Source organism: Duganella lactea, from assembly GCF_009857505.1.
Taxonomy (GTDB): Bacteria; Pseudomonadota; Gammaproteobacteria; order Burkholderiales; family Burkholderiaceae_D; genus Rugamonas; species Rugamonas lactea.
In genome coordinates this window covers 146,272-163,821 of record NZ_WWCP01000007.1, presented here as the reverse complement: position 1 = coordinate 163,821, position 17,550 = coordinate 146,272, and the positions used below count along the sequence as shown (strand labels likewise).

Genomic DNA, 17,550 nt, shown 5'->3' with positions numbered 1-17,550 from the left:
GTTTAACACAAAGCGCAATCTCAACGGAAGCTCAGGGTCCCCGTCAGGTCGCCCGGCGGCGTGGCGTGGCGGACGGCGAAGGCTTCGTTGCGCTTCTTCAGGCCTTCCAGCAGCGGCAGGTCGTGCAGACGGGTGATGAAGCGCATGATCGACGTGGTGTCGTAGAAGTTGTGGTCCACATGGCCTTTTTTCGCGAACGGCGAAATGACGATGGCCGGAATGCGCGAGCCCGGCCCCCAGCGGTCGCCCTTCGGCGGCGCCACGTGATCCCACCAGCCGCCGTTTTCGTCGAAGGTGATCACCACCAGCATGTTCTTGAACTGCGGCGACTTCTTCAGGTGCTCGACGACGTTGGCGATGTGGGCGTCGCCCGATTCGATGTCCGAGTAGCCGGCGTGCAGATTCAGATTGCCCTGCGGCTTGTAGAAGGTCACGGCCGGCAGCTTGCCCGCCAGCGCGTCGGCGATGAATTTGTTGGAGATCGGGCTGTCACCCAGGCCGCCGTCGCGCAAGTGCTCCTCGCGCTCCTTGGTGCCGGGCGCGAACTGCTTGAAATAGTTGAACGGCTGGTGGTGATACTGGAAGTTTGGCTTTTCGCCGCCACCACGCGCGTCCAGCGCCGCCTGCCACGCGCCGCCGTACCACGCCCAACTGATCTTCTTGCGCGACAGCAAATCGCCGATGGTGTCGTAGGTTTGCGGCGGCAGCGTGCTGGCGTCCTTCGGATCGGCGTGCAGCGGATCGCCGTCGTAGGCCGGACGGATATAGCTTGGCTGATACGGCGGCGCCATGGTGTTGACCGCGTAGCCGTCCGGCGTGATGGCGCCGTTGTTGACGAATTGCGGGTGGCCGTCCATCGCCGATGCCGGCGAATCCTTGGTGACGGACAGGCGGTAGCCGGTGGGGCCGTCGTCCAGCACGACGATCTTCTTCTTGGCCGCGGTGTCCTTGGCGTCGAAGTATTCCGGCACGCGGCCGCTGATCAGGAACTGGTGGTTCAGGTAGGAGCCGCCGAAAGCCGCCATGAAGAAGTTATCGCACAGCGTGTACTGTTCGGCGATTTTCCACAGGCCGAGGTTTTTATTGGTCTCGCCGTAATAGCCCATCACCATGCCGCCGGTGTTGCCCCAGGCGGCGAAACCATCGTTCTTGCCGCCGTTTATCTGCATCTGGTTCTGATAGAACAGGTGCCACAGGTCGCGCGTGATGACGGCTTCCGGCAGCGGCTTGCCTTCGGTGTCCACCAGCTTGAACGGGCCGTTCGGCAGGTTCTTGATGTCGTCTTCCTTGATGGCGTATTTTTTACCGCCGATGTCCTGGGTGTTGGGCACCATGCCGCCCCAGACTTTCGGCAGCGACGGCAGCACCGAACCATCGCGGTCGCGCTGTGCGCAGGCGGCGGTCGGCGCTGCCGACAGCGGGCTGGCGGTGCCGGGGAAATTGGCGAACAGGTTGTTGAAGCTGCGGTTCTCCAGATAGATCACCACCACGTTCTTGATATTGGCTTTGAGCTTATCGTCGAGCGAGCCTTTGGCTACGGCTTTCGCTGGCGCGGCGTCTGCCAGAGCCGGCAGGGTGGACGCCAGGCCGGCGGCGCCCGCAGCCTGGAAGATGCGGCGACGCGAAGGATTGGCGGGAGCATCTTGCGCTTGTTGTTCTGCTACTGGTTCTTGATCCTTCACGCGGGCCTCCTGGCTAAACGAAAAATCCGATTGTGCCAGCTTTGCGTGAGATTGGGTATGGGTGCAGCTTAAAGCTTAAACGACAAAGGGACGGCAGTCGATCGGGATATCGATCAGGAAGGTCGTGCCGCTCGCCGCAGAACTATCCACCGCCACGCTGCCGCCATGGCTTTCCGCAACGCTCTTCACAAACGGCAGGCCAATGCCCCAGCCGTTTTTGTCACGGATGCCGCCATCGCGCCACAGGTATTCAAAAATATGTTCGTGGTTGTCGGAGGGGATAGGGTTGCCGGAGTTATGCACTGAAAGCAGCATGCGGCCATGTGCTTCATCAATCTTGATCTGCACGCCGTTGCCGTCGCCATACTTGCCGGCGTTGATAACCAGGTTTTCCAGCGCGCGGCGCAAGGAGTTCTGGCACCAGTAGCCGGTGAGCGAACTACCGATGACGGAGCATGCGGCATCATTGCTGACGCTGGCGTCGCTGCAAACCGCGTTGGCCAATTTCAGCACGTCAAACTCCGACAATTCCAGCGGCAATTTTGGGCCGCGATTAAAACTCAGGGCGTCCAGCAACTCCTCGATCATTGTGCCTAGCCGTTTGCCGTTATCCAGAATCTTCCTGGCGATGCCCGGGGTTTTTTCAGGCGTGGTCCCGATGGTGAGAATGTGCGCGGCGGTGACCACCACGGACAAAGGGCTGCGCATGTCATGCGATAAGGCGGCCGCCATCTTGTGCCGGAACGACTTGTGCATCTCGGTGAACTTGCGGATCGATTCGCGCACCGCGTTGTCGATCGAGCTGTTGACAATGCTCCACTCGGCACGGCTCAAGGTAACGCCTTGTTCGTCCGCGACACGGGAAAAAGCGTCCCTGAACAGCTGATACTCGTGGACGATCTGTTCCGGCTCGTAGGACGTCATGCGCGCGCGCTCGTCGCCATGGGCCGCCGCGATATCGGTGTTACTGGTGGCATCCGTGCGCGGATGGTTCGGAGTCAACGCTTCTGCAATATTGTCGTAAAAAACAGGCAGCGTATTGAGCAGGGTAGGGTGCAAAATGTGCTGCGCGCCTTTGATCAGCAGGCGTACCTGGGCTTCCCACTCCGCGAATACAGCGTCGCGCATGGACAGCACTTGCTTCGAGGTTGCCGATAGCCCGTTCTGATTTAATTTTTGATCTGACGCCAGCATGTGAATGCCCTTTTGCTATGTCTATGCCAAATAATTGAGAGCACGTGCTAGAGCGGGCGAGGACGAGGGCCACTAAGCGCTGTCGCTGTTCATGATACACAGAATGCCTCTCGAATGGAGAAGATCGGCAATTCCCGTCGCATATGTAATGCTCAGCAGCACGTTTTGCAACGTCGCAGCAATTGAAAAAGCCGTTGATTCTTCAAGAGAATCAACGGCTTATCGTATTCTGGTTGCGGGGACAGGATTTGAACCTGTGACCTTCGGGTTATGAGCCCGACGAGCTGCCAGACTGCTCCACCCCGCGTCTGAGGCATGTATTATATAGAGCTTTGCCGCGATGCGCAAGTCCTGCTTTTCGGCGGTTTTTCAGCTACTTACGCTGCCCCCAATCTCCACAGCGATGTGACCTCGGCGGCGCGGGCGGCGTGCAGCGGATCGGTGGCGTCGGCGGCGCGCGGATGGACCGGGCGGACATCGGTTCGGTCCAGCACTTTGAGGCCGGCGGCGGCGATCCATTCCAGCAGCTGTTCGCGGGGACGCAGGCCGAGGTGCTCGGCCAGGTCGGACAGGATCAGCCAACCTTCGCCGCCCGGCGTCAGGTGTGACGCCAGACCGGCCAGGAAGCCGCGTAGCATGCGGCTGTCCGGATCGTACACGGCGTATTCGATCGGCGAGCTTGGCCGCGCCGGCACCCAGGGCGGATTACAGACCACCAGCGGCGCCCGGCCTTCGGGGAACAGATCGGTCACTTGCAGCTCGACTTTGCCGTCGAGACCCAGTAGCGCCAGGTTTTCGCGCGCGCAGCTCAGCGCGCGTTGGTCCTGGTCGGTGGCGACCACGCGGGCGATGCCGCGCTTGGCCAGCACCGCCGACAGCACGCCGGTGCCGACGCCGATGTCGAACGCCAGATTGGCGCCTGCCGGCAGCTGCGCATCGGCCACCAGTTGCACATATTCGCCGCGCACCGGCGAGAACACGCCGTAGTGCGGGTGGATGCGCGCGCCCAGCGCCGGAATCTCGACGCCGCTGCGGCGCCATTCATGCGCGCCGATCAACCCAAGCAGCTCGCGCAGCGAGGCGATGAACGGTGCTTCGTAGCGGCCATACGCTTCATTGCAGGCCAGCTTGACGTCCGGCGCGCGGCGCAGCGGAATGGTGTAGCCGTCGTCGAAAGGAATCAGCAACATGGCCAGCGTGCGGGCGCGCTGCGATTGCGCCTGACGGTGCAGATGGAAGGCTTCGGTCGGCGAGGCCGGCACTTTTGGTGCTTTGGCTTTTTTGCCCGACTTGCCTTTGTGGTCGGCGCGGCGTGCCAGCGCCTGGAGCAATTGGCGGGCGTTCTGGAAGTCGCCGCGCCACAGCAGCGCGGTGCCTTCGCAGGCGAGTCGATACGCGGTGTCGGCGTTGGTGGTGTCGTCGGCGATGACGACGCGTTTCGGCGGCGGCATGCCGGCTTCGGAACGCCAGCGCGCGGAGCGCTGTTCGCCGTTCTCCTCCCAGTGAATGTGCGGTGGAAGCGGAGAGGAGGTCTGTTCGGGCATGGAGGGCGATCGGTAAAATAGGGAGGCGCCACGCGAAGTTGCGTGGCGCGGAGCCGCTATTATACCGATGCGCTGTCGGATGCTGGCTTGGCCGCTTCGGCGCCGGCGTCGGTGTCGGCTGCCGCTGGCGCTTTCGGCTCGGCGTCGGTGACGCCGGCTGCCGCCTTGGCCTTGTCGGCGGCGGTTGGTTGGCTGTAGGTGTTGGCGTCCTTGCTGTCGACCAGATTCAGCAAGCGCAAGGACAGATTGCGCAGCGTGCCGCGGTCGATGCTGTCGTCGGACTTGTTGCTGCCGCCTTGACCGTTGCTGGCGAGGGCGGTTTGCAGGTTGCGGCCGATCAGCTGGAACAGGTCCGCCAGCGTGCCGGGGAAGTCGAGATTCGGCAGTTGCATCACCGGCAGGTCCTTGGTATCGGTGGCTTGATCCGGCTTCTGCAGGTTGTCGGTCTTGCTGGTCTGGCTGGCCGCCGCACTCAGTTCGGCGTTGTACTGCACTTCCACTTCAAAATCGAACTTGCGACCGTCGGCGGTGGTGATGGTGCCTTTGCCGATGAAGTGCGAGCTGTCGGTCAAGCTGAAGGCCGCCGCGTTGGTGACGTTGCCGCCGCTGCGCGTCTGCTGCACGCCGGCGGCGAAGCTGGAGCTGGTTTCCAGGCTGGCGGAGTCAAAGTCGATCACCGCGCCCTTGGCGTTATCGCCGAACAGCGTCTGCGCGAAGCTGTTGACGAAGTCCTGGGCGAAATCCACCGTGGCGTTGCCGACCGAGGCCACGCGGCTGCTCAGGTCTAGCGGGTTGCCGGAGACCTTGGCCGGCGTACCGGCTTGCGTTTTTTGCAAAGCCGTCGCCTTGCTGTCGTTGGTCTGGCTGCCGGTGTACAGCGACGGCAGGCGGTTGCCCAGATTGGAGATGATAGACATGATGGATCCCGTTCGATAATACTTCTACAACTCTTTAACGGTCTATCATTTCAATACTTGAGGGCCCGCGTGCAATTTAGTGGTGGTGGGTCCAGCCTTCCGGCGCGGCCAGATAGGATGCCACGGCGTCTTTCTGCCCGATGGCGTGGTGACGCACTTCGCCACACGTGCAAACGCCAACGTAAGGCTGGATGTGCGAGCAGGCCGAGACCTTTTGCAGGCGGACCTGCACGGCTTTGGCGCACTTTGCGCATTTGAAGGTGAGGGTGCGTGGTGCTTTTAACATGATTGCCTGATTGCGTAAAAATTCAAAGGCGGGATTTTATCATTCACGCAAAGAGGTCGAGGCCGGGGCGGTTGGCGGGCCCGCTCTGGTAGGCGCGCTTCGCCATTTCGGCGCGGGCCTGCATTTCCATTTGCTGCGCCTGCGCCGCCGCTGCGCGGTCGGGACCCGACGGTTCGGCCGGGGCCAGCGCCGCCGCCTGGATGGTGCGCGCGCGCGTGGCGGTTTCCTCCGGCGTTGCGCCGGGCGAGGTGTCGATACTGACCTCGCCGCCGATGGCGTAGTTCACGCCATTCGGGCCGCGCTGATAGGTGTAGGAAGCCCCGGAGGTCGCCAGTCCACCGGCGGCGGCCAGGTGCGCCTGTTCGTGCTGGCGCACTTCAAGGTCGCGCGCCTTGAGCTGTTGGAGCATGGCTTGCGCTTCGGGCGATAGTTCGGTGATGGCGGAAGCGGATGGCGTGGCTTTTTCTGCCGGCGCAGAGGAAGACACCGGCGGCACGCTGTACCCCGGAGACAGACTGGCGGAACTCGGTAGGATGGCGCCGATGCTCATGTTGTGGCCTCGCTGGAGACCCAATCATAGCACCGGCGCGGCTTACATGACGCTAATTGTGCTGCGACCGCCGGCCGCCGGCTGGACCAGAATCCGGGCCGATATCCGCTCCGTCATTTCCTGCACGTGGGAGATGACGCCGACTTTGCGGCCCATCGCCTGTAGCCCATCGAGGGCGTCCATGGCCACGCGCAGGGTGTCGGCATCCAGGCTGCCGAAGCCTTCGTCGATGAACAGCGATTCAACGCGCACGCGGTTGGAGGACAGCGAGGCCAGTCCCAGCGCCAGCGCCAGCGACACCAGGAACGATTCGCCGCCGGATAGCGAGTGCACCGAGCGCATTTCGCCGCCCATGTCCTGGTCGCGCACCAGCAGCGCGAGCGATGGCGCGGCGTTGTTCGGGATGCGTTCCAGCTGGTAGCGGCGCGACAGGTGGTTGAGGTGGGCGTTGGCGTAGCCCAGCAGGACGTCCAGCGTGAACTGCTGGGCGTAGTTGCGGAAGCGTTTGCCGTCGGCGGAGCCGATCAAGTCGTCCATCCGCGCCCAGCGCTGGGCGATGGCTTCCTGCTGCTCGATGTCGGCCAGCATGGCGTGCGAGCGGCGGCGCTTGTCGTCGTCCTGCGCCAGTGTGAGCTGCAAGGCTGCGGCGTGATCGCTGGCGGTTTTGCGCTCGGCCTGCAGGGCGTTGAGCGCCGCCACCACGGCGTCGATCGGCGATTCGGCCGGCGCTGGCGGCGGCTCGGCTTCGGACAACAGATCGGCCGGTGCGGCTTGGCTTTCCTCGGCTGGTGCAGTCGTGGCCCGCGAAGGTGGGGCGCTCAACTGGTGCTGTTCGCGCTGGCGCCGGCGCTCCTGCAGTACTGTGGTGGCCTGATCGACGACGCGCGCCAGCGACTGCAAGGCGTTGCGTTCGGCGGCGATGTCGTCGGCCGGAACAGCGAGCAGCTCGCGCAGTTGCTCCAGGTCGCGCAGGCCGGCGTCGGGTTGGCTTTGCTGAAATGCGGCCAGCCACGCGGCCAGGCGTTCGGCGGCGGCGGTGGCGGCGGTTTGCAGCGCCGTCAGTCGCTGGTTGGCCTGCACCAGCGCTTCGTCGGCCCGCGTGCGTGCCTGCGTGGCTTGTTGGGCGGCCTGCTGGCTGGCGGCGTGGCGCGCCTTGGCGGCGTCGATGGCCGCTTGCAGCGCGGTTTCGACATCGCGCACTTCCTTGCCACCCCACATGGCCATGCGCTGTTCCTGACTGGCCTTGAGCGCGGCGTCGGCGGCGGCGAAAGTCTCGCGGGCGGCGAGGGCATGCTGGCTGGTGACGTACCAGGCGTCGCCCAGCGCCTTCAGCTCGACCTCAAAGCCGGCCAGCGCGGCGGCGCGCTGGTCGTAGCCGGCGCGTTGCGCCAGCCATTGCTTGCTCTCGGCCTGACGCGCTTCGTAGAACCGCGCCGGGCCGGATTTCCAGTCTTCCTTCCACTCTTCGCTTGGAATGTCGCCGCCGCTGAAGGCCGCGTCCAGATCGGACAGCAGCCCGCTCAACACCAGCGCCACTTCTATGCGCTGGTCTTCCAGCCCTTTGTATTCGGTATTGGCTTGCGCCAGCGCGGTCTTGGCGGTGGCCGCCACGGTTTGCAGGCGCGTATGCTCGGCGGCGGCGCGCTCGTAGGCGGCTTGCGCTTGATCGCGCGCGACGCGGGCGGCGTGCAAGGCGCGCTCCTGCTGCTCGACCATCTGCAGGGCGTTGTATGCCTCGTGCAGTTGCGCGGTGAACCACGCGGTGCGCTCGGCCTCCGGCGGCAGCTCGCTGCCGGCGACCAGCGGATGCGCCGACCACGCGGCGCGCACGCGCTCCAGGTGCTGCTGCACCGAACGCTGTTCGGCGGCCAGCACGTTCAACTGATCGGCGCTGGTTTGCGCGGTGGCGCTTTGCGCTGCTTGATGCTTGACGTTGGCCTCCATCTGCTGGCGGCTGCGCGCCACATCGCCTTGCAGTTCGCGCAGCATGGTTTGCAGGCTGTCGTCGGCGTGGCGGTATGGATGGTCTTTCGCGCCACAGACCGGGCAGGGCGTGTCGTCTTCCAGCGTCTGGCGCAGCGATTCGACGCTGGCGGCGGTGGCGGCTTCCGCCAGTTTGAGCGAGCGCTCGGCCTGCGAGAAGGTGGCCATGATGGCGATGCCTTGCTGCTGCGCGGCGGCCAGTTGCGCCTCGGCGGCGGCCATGGTCTGGCGCAGCTGCGCCGATTGCGCTTCAATTTGCGCGTGGCGGGTCTGGCGGGCTTCGAGGTCCAGCCAGATTTTTTCCGCGCTGGTCAGCAGGTCGCGATGCCGCTCCCACCCGGTGCGCGATTCGCGCAGCTGTTCCACCGGATACAGGGCCATTTCCTGCGCCGCTTGCTGGCGCTGGAGGTCCAGCGTTTGCAGGGCTTGCGCCGCACCGGCCAGCTTGGCGCTGGCGTCGGCTTCCTCGTCGCGGTGCAATTGCGCGTTGCGCTGAACGCGCGCCAGGCCGCCGTGCAGGCGCTCAGCCTGCGCGGCGGCCTGGCCGGCCTGCACGAACAGCACGTCCCAGCGCTCCCATTGTTGGGCGAGCGTCTTCCATTGGGTGTGCTGCTCCAGCCATGTCGCGCCGGCCTGCTGCTGCGCCGCCAGACGGGCGTGCCCGTTCTGGCGCGCTTGCAGCGCGGCTTTGGCGCCGGCGTTGGCCTGGTCGGCCTTCTCGCTGGCGGCGGATGCCTGACGCCAGGCGGGCAGCATGGCTTCGATGCGGGCGTCCAGTGCTTTGGCCTGGTCCAGTTGCGGCGCGGCGGCGCGTTGCGCGGCTTCGGCTTCCTGCTGACTGGCGGCGGCTTGCGCCTGGGCGGCGTTGGCTTGCGCGAGCGCGTCCGCCGCCTGTTGCGCATACTGCGTGCTGGCGGCAATGGCGTTCTGCGTGGCGGCGATGTCGGCGTCGATGCGGCGGATATCGTCGTCCAGCGGGCGCGCCGGCTGCACCGCGTCTATCCGCGACAGGGCGGCATGGCGTGGCGCGGCTTCTTCCACCGCCGTTTGCGCGGCCACGCAGGCCTGTTGCGCGGCGTGTTCTTCCTGCGCCAGTTTGTCGGCTTGCTGGTGCCAGCGCAGTTCCTGTTCCAGTGTCGCCTTCTGCTGGTCCAGTGCTTGCAGCGCGACGGCGGCGTCCGTGCTTTGCGCTTCGATCCCTGCGCGCTGGTCGGCGGTCAGCGGTTTCTGGTCCGCCAGCCGCAGGTTAAGTTTTTGCAGCGCGGCCTGTTCCAGCTTGTTGCGCTCGAAAGCGCGGATGGAGATTTCGGAATAGATGGTGCTGCCGGTCAGCGTCTCCAGCAGTTCGCCGCGCTCGTTGTCCTCGGCCTTGAGGAAGGCCGAGAACTCGTTCTGCGCCAGCAGCACGGCACGGGTGAACTGTTCGAACGACAGGCCAATGCGCTTTTCGATTTCGGCTTTGACCTCGGTCTTGGTGGCGCCGATCTGCTGTTCCGAAGGTAGCAGCTTGAGCGACATGGTGGTCGGCTGCAAAGCGCCTTCCGCCTTGGTGCGCGAGCGCCGCACGCTCCAGCGCGCGCGATAGGTGGCGCCGTCACTGCCGACGAAATCGACTTCGGCGTAGCCTTCTGCGGTACCCCTGCGCAGCAGCGTGCGCGGGTCCTGCGTGGAGACGGTTTCGCTGCCCACGTCGGCCAGGTAGTTGCGGCCGGCCACGCGCAGCAGGCGCGGGGTGGCGTCGTACAGGGCCAGGCACAGCGCGTCCAGCAGCGTGCTTTTGCCAGCGCCGGTCGGACCACTGATGGCGAACAGACCGGTGGAAGCCAGCGGCTCGGACTCGAAATTGACGCTGAATTCATCGGCCAGCGAGGCCAGGTTCTTACCGCTGATTTTCAGGATTCTCATGGCAGCATCAACTCCGCGAAGGCGCTCAGTTGATCGGCCGGCGCTTCATTGCCGAAGCGCTGCGCGTAGAGCTGTTTGAAGATGTCGTCGGGCTTGAGCTTTTCCAGCTGGTCGAGCGTCATCACCTCCTTGTCGATCGAGGACGTGCGGGCTGCGGTCGAGGTTTCGATTTTCGCCAGCCGCACATGTTTGCCGTCCAGCGCCGCCTCGATGCGCGCGCGCAGGCCGGGCTCCGGCTGCTCCAGCAGCACGCGCACTTCCAGATACGGCTGCTGCTCGGCCGGTGCCTCCGGTGGTGCCAGCGCCGCCAGTTCTTCCAGCACCTGCGTCAGCGGCGCCGGTTTGGACGGCACCCGCAGCAGCTCGACCGCGCGCGGCACCGGCACCGGGACGATCTCGCGCACGGCGGCGCCATCCAGATCGATGCGCAAAATCTGGTGGGCGTAATTGACCTCGGCAAACGACAGCGGCAGCGGACTGCCGCTGTAGCGGATGTGTTCCTGTTTGCCGACCTGCTGCGCCAGATGCAGGTGGCCCAGCGCCGCGTAGGCAATGGCCGGATCGAAGATCCCCGCCGGCAGCATCTCGGTGCCGCCGATGACGATGCGGCGCTCGGAATCGCTGGACATCTGGCCATCCACCATGTGGCAATGTCCCATGGCGACGATGGCCTGGCCGTCCTGCCGTTGGCTTTGCGCCAGCGCGAACGCCTGCTGGTAGAGCAGGGCGATACCTGCCAGATAAGGATCGACGCCCTCCTCGGGCGCCACGCGCGGCACGTCGCCGGGACGCAGGAATGGCACGGCCAGGCACCACGCCTCCACCTCGCCACCACGGCCGGTCAGCGGCAGCACCAGCGGCGCGACATCAATCTCGCCATCGGCCTGGCGCTGCGCGGCGCCCACCACGCGCGTGCCGTGCGCTTCCAGCAGCGGGCCGGGGGCGTCCAGCCGTCCCGGCGAATCGTGGTTGCCGGCGATGATGATCAGGTTCAGATGCGGCACGCGCTCCTTCGCCTGGCGCAGGAAGCGATACAACTGCTTCTGCGACGCCGCCGACGGGTTGGCGCTGTCGTAAATATCGCCGGCGATCAGCAGCGCGTCGGCCTGTTCGGCGACAATGGCGTCGAGCAGCCAGTCCAGAAAGCACTGGTGTTCGTGATGACGCTCGAAATTATGCAGGGATTGGCCGAGGTGCCAGTCGGAGGTGTGCAGCAAACGCATGGAAAAAGGGGTTCAAAACAGCCGGAAAGCGCCAATATAGCGCAAGCGGCCGGGCTCCGGTTTGATTTATGCCGGGTTGACCGCCGGTGCGTGCAGCATCTGGCCGGCGCGGAAGGTGTTGCGGCCGGCCTGTTTGGCCTCGTATAGCAGGATGTCGGCGCGGTTCAGCAACTCGGCGGGGCTGACCTCGTCGTTGCGGTAGAAGGTCAGGCCGATGCTGGTCGAGATCGACACCAGCGTGCCATCCAGGTCGAAATCGGCCTGCATGGCGGCGACGATCTTGGCCGCCAGCGCCGCCGCGTCGTCCACCCGGTGGATGCGCTCCATGATGATGGTGAATTCGTCGCCGCCAAGCCGGGCGATGGTATCGCTGGCGCGCATGGTGTGCGTCAGGCGCGCCGAGAAAGCCTTCAGCAGCGCGTCGCCGACGGCATGGCCGAAGGTGTCGTTGACCGGCTTGAAACGGTCGATATCCATGTACATCACCGCCATCAGATGGTTGTTGGCGCGCGCGGCGAGCATCGCGTCTTGCAGCTTTTGCAGGAAGCCGGCGCGGTTGGTCAGGCCGGTCAGGGCGTCGACCTGCGACAAGCGCAGCAGCCGTAGCTGCTCGCGCTTTTGCTCAGTGATGTCCTGCCGCATGACGTGGACGCCGATCACCTTGACGCCGTCCTCATCGCGCTGCGGGATGTAGACCACCTCATAGGTGCGCTCCTCGGCGCCGCTGTTGTCGTCCTCTTCGAACGTCAGTGTTTCGCCTTGCAGCGCGCGCCGCACGTAGGGTTCCAGCGCGGCGTAGCGCGCCTCGCTGATGGTGTCGCGGAGGTTGCGGCCCAACACCGTGGCATCGTCGCGGTTGAACTCGCGCTCGTAGGCGATATTGTGGAAGCGGTAGACCAGTTCCGCGTCCACGTAGGCCACCATGGCCGGCAGCGTGTCGGCGATGGTGCGCAGGCGCGACTCGCTTTCGCGCAGCGCCATCACCGATTTGCGCACATGGGTGATGTCGTCCACCGTGCCGACATAGCCGTAAATCTTCCCGTCCACCAGCATGGCGGCGATCTTGAACGAGACCCAGATGATCGCGCCGTCCGGATGCACGCAGCGCAGCGTGTCCTGGTACGGCAAGCGGGTGTGCGCCATGTGCGCCAGTGCCTTCCTGAGCACCGCGCGGTCCTGCGGATGCACGGCGCGCATCCAGGCGTCGCCCAGCGCCTCCTCGCGCGTCAGGCCGGTGATCAGTTCATAGCTGCGGTTGACGTAGGTGCAGTGGCCGGTGGCGTCGGCGCGCAGCAAGCCCAGTGGCGAGGCATCGTTGACCGCCGTGAGTTCGGCCTGGTGCTGGCGGGCCGCCAGTTCAATCGCCTTGCGCGAGGTGATGTCGCGCACGTTGACGGCCACGCCGTCGGTGATCGGCACGATCTGGTGCTGCAGCCACCGCACTTCGCTGTCGGGCAGGAAGTCGACCTCGAATTCCTCTTCCAGCGGCTGGCGCGATTCCAGCACATGGCGATATTTCTCGACGAAGCCCTGGGCGTGCAGCGCCGGCATCACCTCCAGCAGCCGCTTGCCCTGGAGCGCGGCGCTGCTTTGGCCCATCAGCTGCGCGCCGCGTTCATTCAGGTCGGCGATGGTGAAGTCGAGGATTTCGCGCCGCGCGCCGCGCATGCGGCAGGCCTTGAACAGATAGACCGCGTCCAGGCTGGCGTTGGCGGCGGCGCGCAGCATCAATTGCGCCTCGATCACCATGCTGGCGCTGCGGCGCAGCCGCTGCGCCTGCTGCATCAGCAGGTAAACGAACAGCAGCACCAGCGCCGACGCCACGGTGGCGACGGCGTAGTACATATCGCGACGGCGCTCGAAGCGCGCCATTTGCGACGCGCTTGGATTGCCGACCACCGCCATCAGCAGGAAGCGCGGCAATTCGGCGTAGCCGTAAATGCGGTCGATGGCGTCGAAGCGGCGCTTGAGCAGGAACTCCTCCGGCGGCTGGGCGACGCTGAAATCGATGCCATCACTGATGATCATCTGGTCATCGACGCGGGCCGCCGCCATGCCGTTTTCGGCGCTGATCAGCATCACCGCGCCGCCCGGATCGACATTCAGGCGGTCGGCGTCCTCGACGAAATTGGCCGGGTCGATCATCACCATGATCACGCCGGCGAAGCTGCCGTCGGGATGATTCAGCCGGCGCGAGATCTGGATCTGCCATTTCTTGGTGTGGCCGTCGACCACCGGCGTGGCCACCAGCGCGGTGTCGTCGTTGCTGTTGGCGTGCTGGCGGAAGATCGGCTGGCGTTTCAGGTCGGGCGCGAAGTAGCCGTGCATGCTGTCGATGACGTTGCCGTCGCGGTCCAGCACCGCCAGCGGCAAATCGAGGCTGGACGGCAGCACCGAGTCCAGCAGGCCGCGCTTGCGGGTGAATTCCGACAGGCGCAGTCTGGCGTCGTTTTCCTCGTATTTGAGCTTGAACAGTTGGGTGGCATGATCGATCTGGCGCAGCATTTGGTTGGTGCGTTCGGCCAGCGTGCGCGCCAGCGACTGGCTGTGCAGCGCCGCCTCGTGGCGGGCGGTGCGCTTTTCCTGGCGCACCTGATAGGTGACGGCGGCCCACATCAGGGCCAGCAGCGCCGCGCCGAAGGCGGGCAGCAGGAGGCGGCGGTAAAGGCGGCGGAGCAGGTCGGGCATCGGTGTCTAGCGTTGCGAGAGAGGTTGAGGTTATTCTGCACGGAAATATCGCCTTTGGCGTGAACGATGCGAAAAAACGTCACTTCTGTCGCGGGCAATGTTGAAAACATGATTAGAATAGCGCCCATGACCGAACCGATATCAGGCCTGCCGGCCGCCCCCGCCAGCCTGCTGGCGGCCGATGGCCAACCGCTGTTTGGACGCTACGCCGGCCAGGTCGGCGGCATCGACTGGAGCCGGCTGGCCGCGCCGTTCGCCCGCGGCCGGCTGTGGCGGCGCTTCCACCACAAGCGCTGGCATTACGTCGCGCTGTGCACCGAGGAAGTGTTTTGCGCGGTCGCCATCGTCGATCTGGGCTGGACCAGCACCGCCTTCGCCTACGCCTTCGATCGCAAGGACGGCGACATGCTGGCCAATTTTTCCGAGGATGGCCTGCCGCTGGTCTCGGCCACACTGGCCGATCACGCCGGCGGATCGAGCCGGTTTACAACGCGCGCCTGCGACATCCGCCTTGACGCCGATGGCGCCGGCGGCTACCAACTGGCGCTGCGTTGCGACTATCTGGAGGTGGACGCCGGCTTCGGCCCGTCACCGTCACCGCTGCTGCTGGCCAGCGGCCCGGTCGCCAACGGTTCGGTGCACGCGACGCAGAAATCGTCCGCCATGCCGTTGCGCGGCGAGGTGCGCACCTGGCGCGATGAATTCAAGCTCGATGGCGGCGTCGCCAGCTTCGACTATTCCAACGGTCTGCTGGCGCGCAACACGGCGTGGCGCTGGGCCTCGGCGCACAATATGGAGCTGGGCTTCAACCTGCAGGCCGGCTACTTCGGCGACCGCGAAAACGCGCTGTGGCTGGACGGCGACCTGATCGCGCTCGGCCCGGCGCACTTCCTGTACGATAAAAAGGACGCGCTGTCGCCATGGCATATCTTCACCGAAGACGATATGCTGGACCTGTATTTCACGCCCGAGGGCGCGCGCCGCGACCACCGCAAGATGCTGCTGGCGGCCAGTCGTTACCTGCAGCCGGTCGGCACCTTCAGCGGCTGGGTGCGCGCCGCGCCCGATCAACCCAAACGCATGGTCTCGCAGTTGATGGGCGTGACCGAAGACCATTCCTCCCGCTGGTAGCCTGTCATGAGCATCCGCAATCTCGACCGCCTGTTCCAACCCCGCTCGGTCGCCGTCATCGGCGCCTCGGACAATCCGCAGCGCATCGGGACGCGGGTGCTGGTCAATTTGCTGGCCGGCGACTTTGCCCGCAACGGCGGCATGGTGTGGCCGGTCAACCCCAAGCACCAGCGATTGCAGGGACTGGCGACGGCTGGCCGCGTCAGCGCGCTGCCGGGCGCGCCGGACCTGGCCATCATCTGCACGCCGCCGGCCACGGTGCCGGGCCTGATCCATGAGCTGGGGCAGGCCGGCGGCAAGGCCGCCATCGTCATGACGGCTGATCCGGGCCACCACGGTGGCCGGGGCCTGCGCCAGCCGATGCTGGAAGCGGCGCGGCCGTATCTGCTGCGCGTGCTCGGCGCCGGCAGCGCCGGCCTGCAATCGCCGGCGCTGGGGCTGGACGCCAGCTTCACGCAGATGGCGGCTAAGAAAGGCAAGCTGGCTTTCGTATCGCAATCGGCGGCGCTGGCGACGGCGGTGCTGGACTGGGCCGGCCAGCGCGGCATCGGCTTCTCGCGCTTCGTCGCCATGGGCGATGGCGTCGATGTCGATTTCGGCGACTTGCTGGACTACCTGGCGGCCGATAGCGAAACCGAAGCCATCCTGCTGTGCATCGAGCACGTGAGCAGCGCGCGCAAATTCATGTCGGCCGGACGGCTGGCGGCGCGCGGCAAGCCGGTCATCGTGCTGAAAATGGGGCGCGACGCCGCCCCCGGCGCCGATCTGGTATTCGACGCCGCCATCCGCCGCGCCGGCATGCTGCGCGTGAACTCCACCGACGACCTGTTCGACGCCGTCGAAACGCTGGCGCGTCAGCGGCCGCAGCGGGGCGAACGGCTGGCGGTGCTGACCAACGGCGGCGGCCTGCGGCTGATCGCCAGCGACGCGCTGGCCGGCAGCGGCGCGCAACTGGCGGCGCTGTCGCCGGCGACGCAAAAGCTGCTGACGCAGGCCGGCGCGCCGCACGACAATCCGGTGGTGCTGCTGGCCGATGCGCAGGTCGAGCGCTACACCAGCGCCGTGCAGGCCTTGCTGCGGGAGCCGCAGGCCGACGCGCTGCTGTTCCTGCACGCGCCCACCGCCATGCTGCCGAGCCACCGGATCGCCGAGGCGGTGGCGCCGTTGATGCGGGCGGCCGGCAAGAGTGTGCTGTCGTGCTGGTTGGGCGGTGACTCGGTGGCGCAGGCGCGCCGGGTGTTCGCCGACGCCGGCTTGCCGACCTACGACACGCCGGAAAAGGCCATTCACGGCTTCCTGCAGATCGCCCAGTACCGGCGCAATCAGGCCTTGCTGATGGAGGTGCCGGTCGGTGTGCCGACCACCAGCGCCGGCGGCCGCGCGACGGCGCGCCAGCTGGTGCAGGCGGCGCTGCACGACGGCCGCAGCGCGCTGTCCGACGCCGACGCGCGCGCGCTGATGGCGGCCTACGGCATCGCGCTGGCGACGCCGCAGCAGGCCGCGCTGGCTGGCGCCACGCTGGCGGCGGCGCGCATCCAGATCAGCCACGATCCGGTGTTCGGGCCGGTGGTGTTCTTCGGCCAGGGGGGCATCGCCGCCGACGTGGCGGCCGACCGCGCCGCCGGCCTGCCGCCGTTGAACATGACGCTGGCACGCGACATGGTCAGCCGCACGCGTGTCTCGCGGCTGCTGGCGCAAGGCCAGACCGAGGCCGATGCCGACGCGCTGATCCACACGCTGGTGCAGGTGGCCGACATGGTGGCCGATCTGCCGGAATTAAGCGAGCTGGACCTTAATCCGCTGCTGGCCATCGGCGGCGGCGTGGTGGCGCTGGGCGCGCGGCTGCATCTGGCCAAGGCGCGCGGCCGGCGCGCCGAGCTGGCCATCCGTCCGTATCCGCAGGAACTGGAGGAGCGGCTCGACTGGAACGGCGGCCAGATCCTGCTGCGGCCGATCCGGCCGGAGGACGCCCCGCAGCATCAGCAATTTTTCGCCGCGCTGGCGCCGGACGACATCCGCCTGCGCTTCTTTTCGGCGATGCGCGAGCTGCCGCCGGCGCAGCTGGCGCGGCTGACGCAAATCGATTACGACCGCGCCATGGCCTTCATCGCCACCCGGCCCAACGCCCGCGGCGAGGCCGAAACGCTGGGCGTGGTGCGGGCGGTGCTGGACCCGGACAATCAATCGGCCGAGTTCGCCGTCATCGTGCGTTCCGACTTGAAAGGCAAGGGGCTGGGCTACATTCTGTTCCAGAAGCTGGTGGATTATTTCCGCGCCAGGGGCACGCGCGAGATCGTCGGCGACGCGCTGTCCGAGAACACCGGCGTGCAAAAAATGATACGGCACTTCGGCGGTGTGGTGCTGCCGCATCCCGAGGCGGGCATGGTGCGTTTGCAATTGCCGTTGCGATAGCATTCGTGGCGGGCTTGAGATATATTGGGTACTGC

The 17,550-nt window shown here is 66.0% G+C and carries 11 protein-coding genes and 1 tRNA gene; 2 read left to right on the top strand and 10 right to left on the bottom strand.

Going from position 1 to position 17,550, the window contains the following annotated elements; all coding sequences use genetic code 11:
• Positions 1-20 precede the first annotated feature (20 nt).
• The 10 genes from GTP44_RS09065 to GTP44_RS09020 all read right to left on the bottom strand — a co-directional run bounded on the left by GTP44_RS09065 (position 21) and on the right by GTP44_RS09020 (position 13,972).
• On the bottom strand, positions 21-1,682 hold the full coding sequence (locus tag GTP44_RS09065) for an acid phosphatase (protein ID WP_161019174.1): 1,662 nt from the start codon (positions 1,680-1,682) through the stop codon (positions 21-23).
• 75 nt (positions 1,683-1,757) lie between these two features.
• Positions 1,758-2,876, bottom strand: coding sequence for a sensor histidine kinase (locus GTP44_RS09060; RefSeq protein ID WP_161019173.1), 1,119 nt, complete (start codon positions 2,874-2,876; stop codon positions 1,758-1,760).
• A 230-nt stretch (positions 2,877-3,106) separates the two neighbouring features.
• Positions 3,107-3,183 (bottom strand) — tRNA-Met (locus tag GTP44_RS09055).
• Positions 3,184-3,253: 70 nt separating this feature from the next.
• Entirely contained in the window at positions 3,254-4,420 is a 1,167-nt protein-coding gene (locus GTP44_RS09050; RefSeq protein ID WP_161019172.1) for a methyltransferase, read from the bottom strand.
• Between the two features lie 59 nt (positions 4,421-4,479).
• Positions 4,480-5,337, bottom strand: a complete 858-nt coding sequence (locus GTP44_RS09045; RefSeq protein ID WP_161019171.1) for a hypothetical protein — start codon at positions 5,335-5,337, stop codon at positions 4,480-4,482.
• 76 nt (positions 5,338-5,413) lie between these two features.
• Positions 5,414-5,623 carry a hypothetical protein gene (locus GTP44_RS09040; protein ID WP_160992892.1) on the bottom strand — a complete coding sequence of 70 codons (210 nt, stop codon included), beginning with the start codon at positions 5,621-5,623 and terminating at the stop codon, positions 5,414-5,416.
• A gap of 43 nt (positions 5,624-5,666) precedes the next feature.
• A complete protein-coding gene (locus tag GTP44_RS09035; RefSeq protein WP_161019170.1) occupies positions 5,667-6,173 on the bottom strand; it encodes a putative metalloprotease CJM1_0395 family protein in 507 nt (168 codons plus the stop codon).
• Positions 6,174-6,215: 42 nt separating this feature from the next.
• The gene (locus GTP44_RS09030) at positions 6,216-10,061 is read right to left on the bottom strand and encodes an AAA family ATPase (protein ID WP_161019169.1); all 3,846 of its coding nucleotides are present in this window, start codon (positions 10,059-10,061) and stop codon (positions 6,216-6,218) included.
• Positions 10,058-11,284 carry an exonuclease SbcCD subunit D C-terminal domain-containing protein gene (locus GTP44_RS09025; RefSeq protein WP_161019168.1) on the bottom strand — a complete coding sequence of 409 codons (1,227 nt, stop codon included), beginning with the start codon at positions 11,282-11,284 and terminating at the stop codon, positions 10,058-10,060. Before GTP44_RS09025 ends, GTP44_RS09030 begins: the two co-directional genes overlap by 4 nt.
• A 66-nt stretch (positions 11,285-11,350) precedes the next feature.
• Complete coding sequence (locus GTP44_RS09020) at positions 11,351-13,972, bottom strand: PAS domain-containing protein (protein WP_161019167.1); 2,622 nt, start codon at positions 13,970-13,972, stop codon at positions 11,351-11,353.
• 126 nt (positions 13,973-14,098) lie between these two features.
• Here GTP44_RS09020 and GTP44_RS09015 point away from each other — a divergent pair, with 126 nt between their 5' ends.
• Together GTP44_RS09015 and GTP44_RS09010 are read left to right on the top strand one after the other, a co-directional pair.
• A complete protein-coding gene (locus tag GTP44_RS09015) occupies positions 14,099-15,103 on the top strand; it encodes a DUF2804 domain-containing protein (protein ID WP_161019166.1) in 1,005 nt (334 codons plus the stop codon).
• A 6-nt stretch (positions 15,104-15,109) separates the two neighbouring features.
• Positions 15,110-17,515, top strand: a complete 2,406-nt coding sequence (locus tag GTP44_RS09010) for a bifunctional acetate--CoA ligase family protein/GNAT family N-acetyltransferase (RefSeq protein WP_161019165.1) — start codon at positions 15,110-15,112, stop codon at positions 17,513-17,515.
• Positions 17,516-17,550 lie beyond the last annotated feature (35 nt).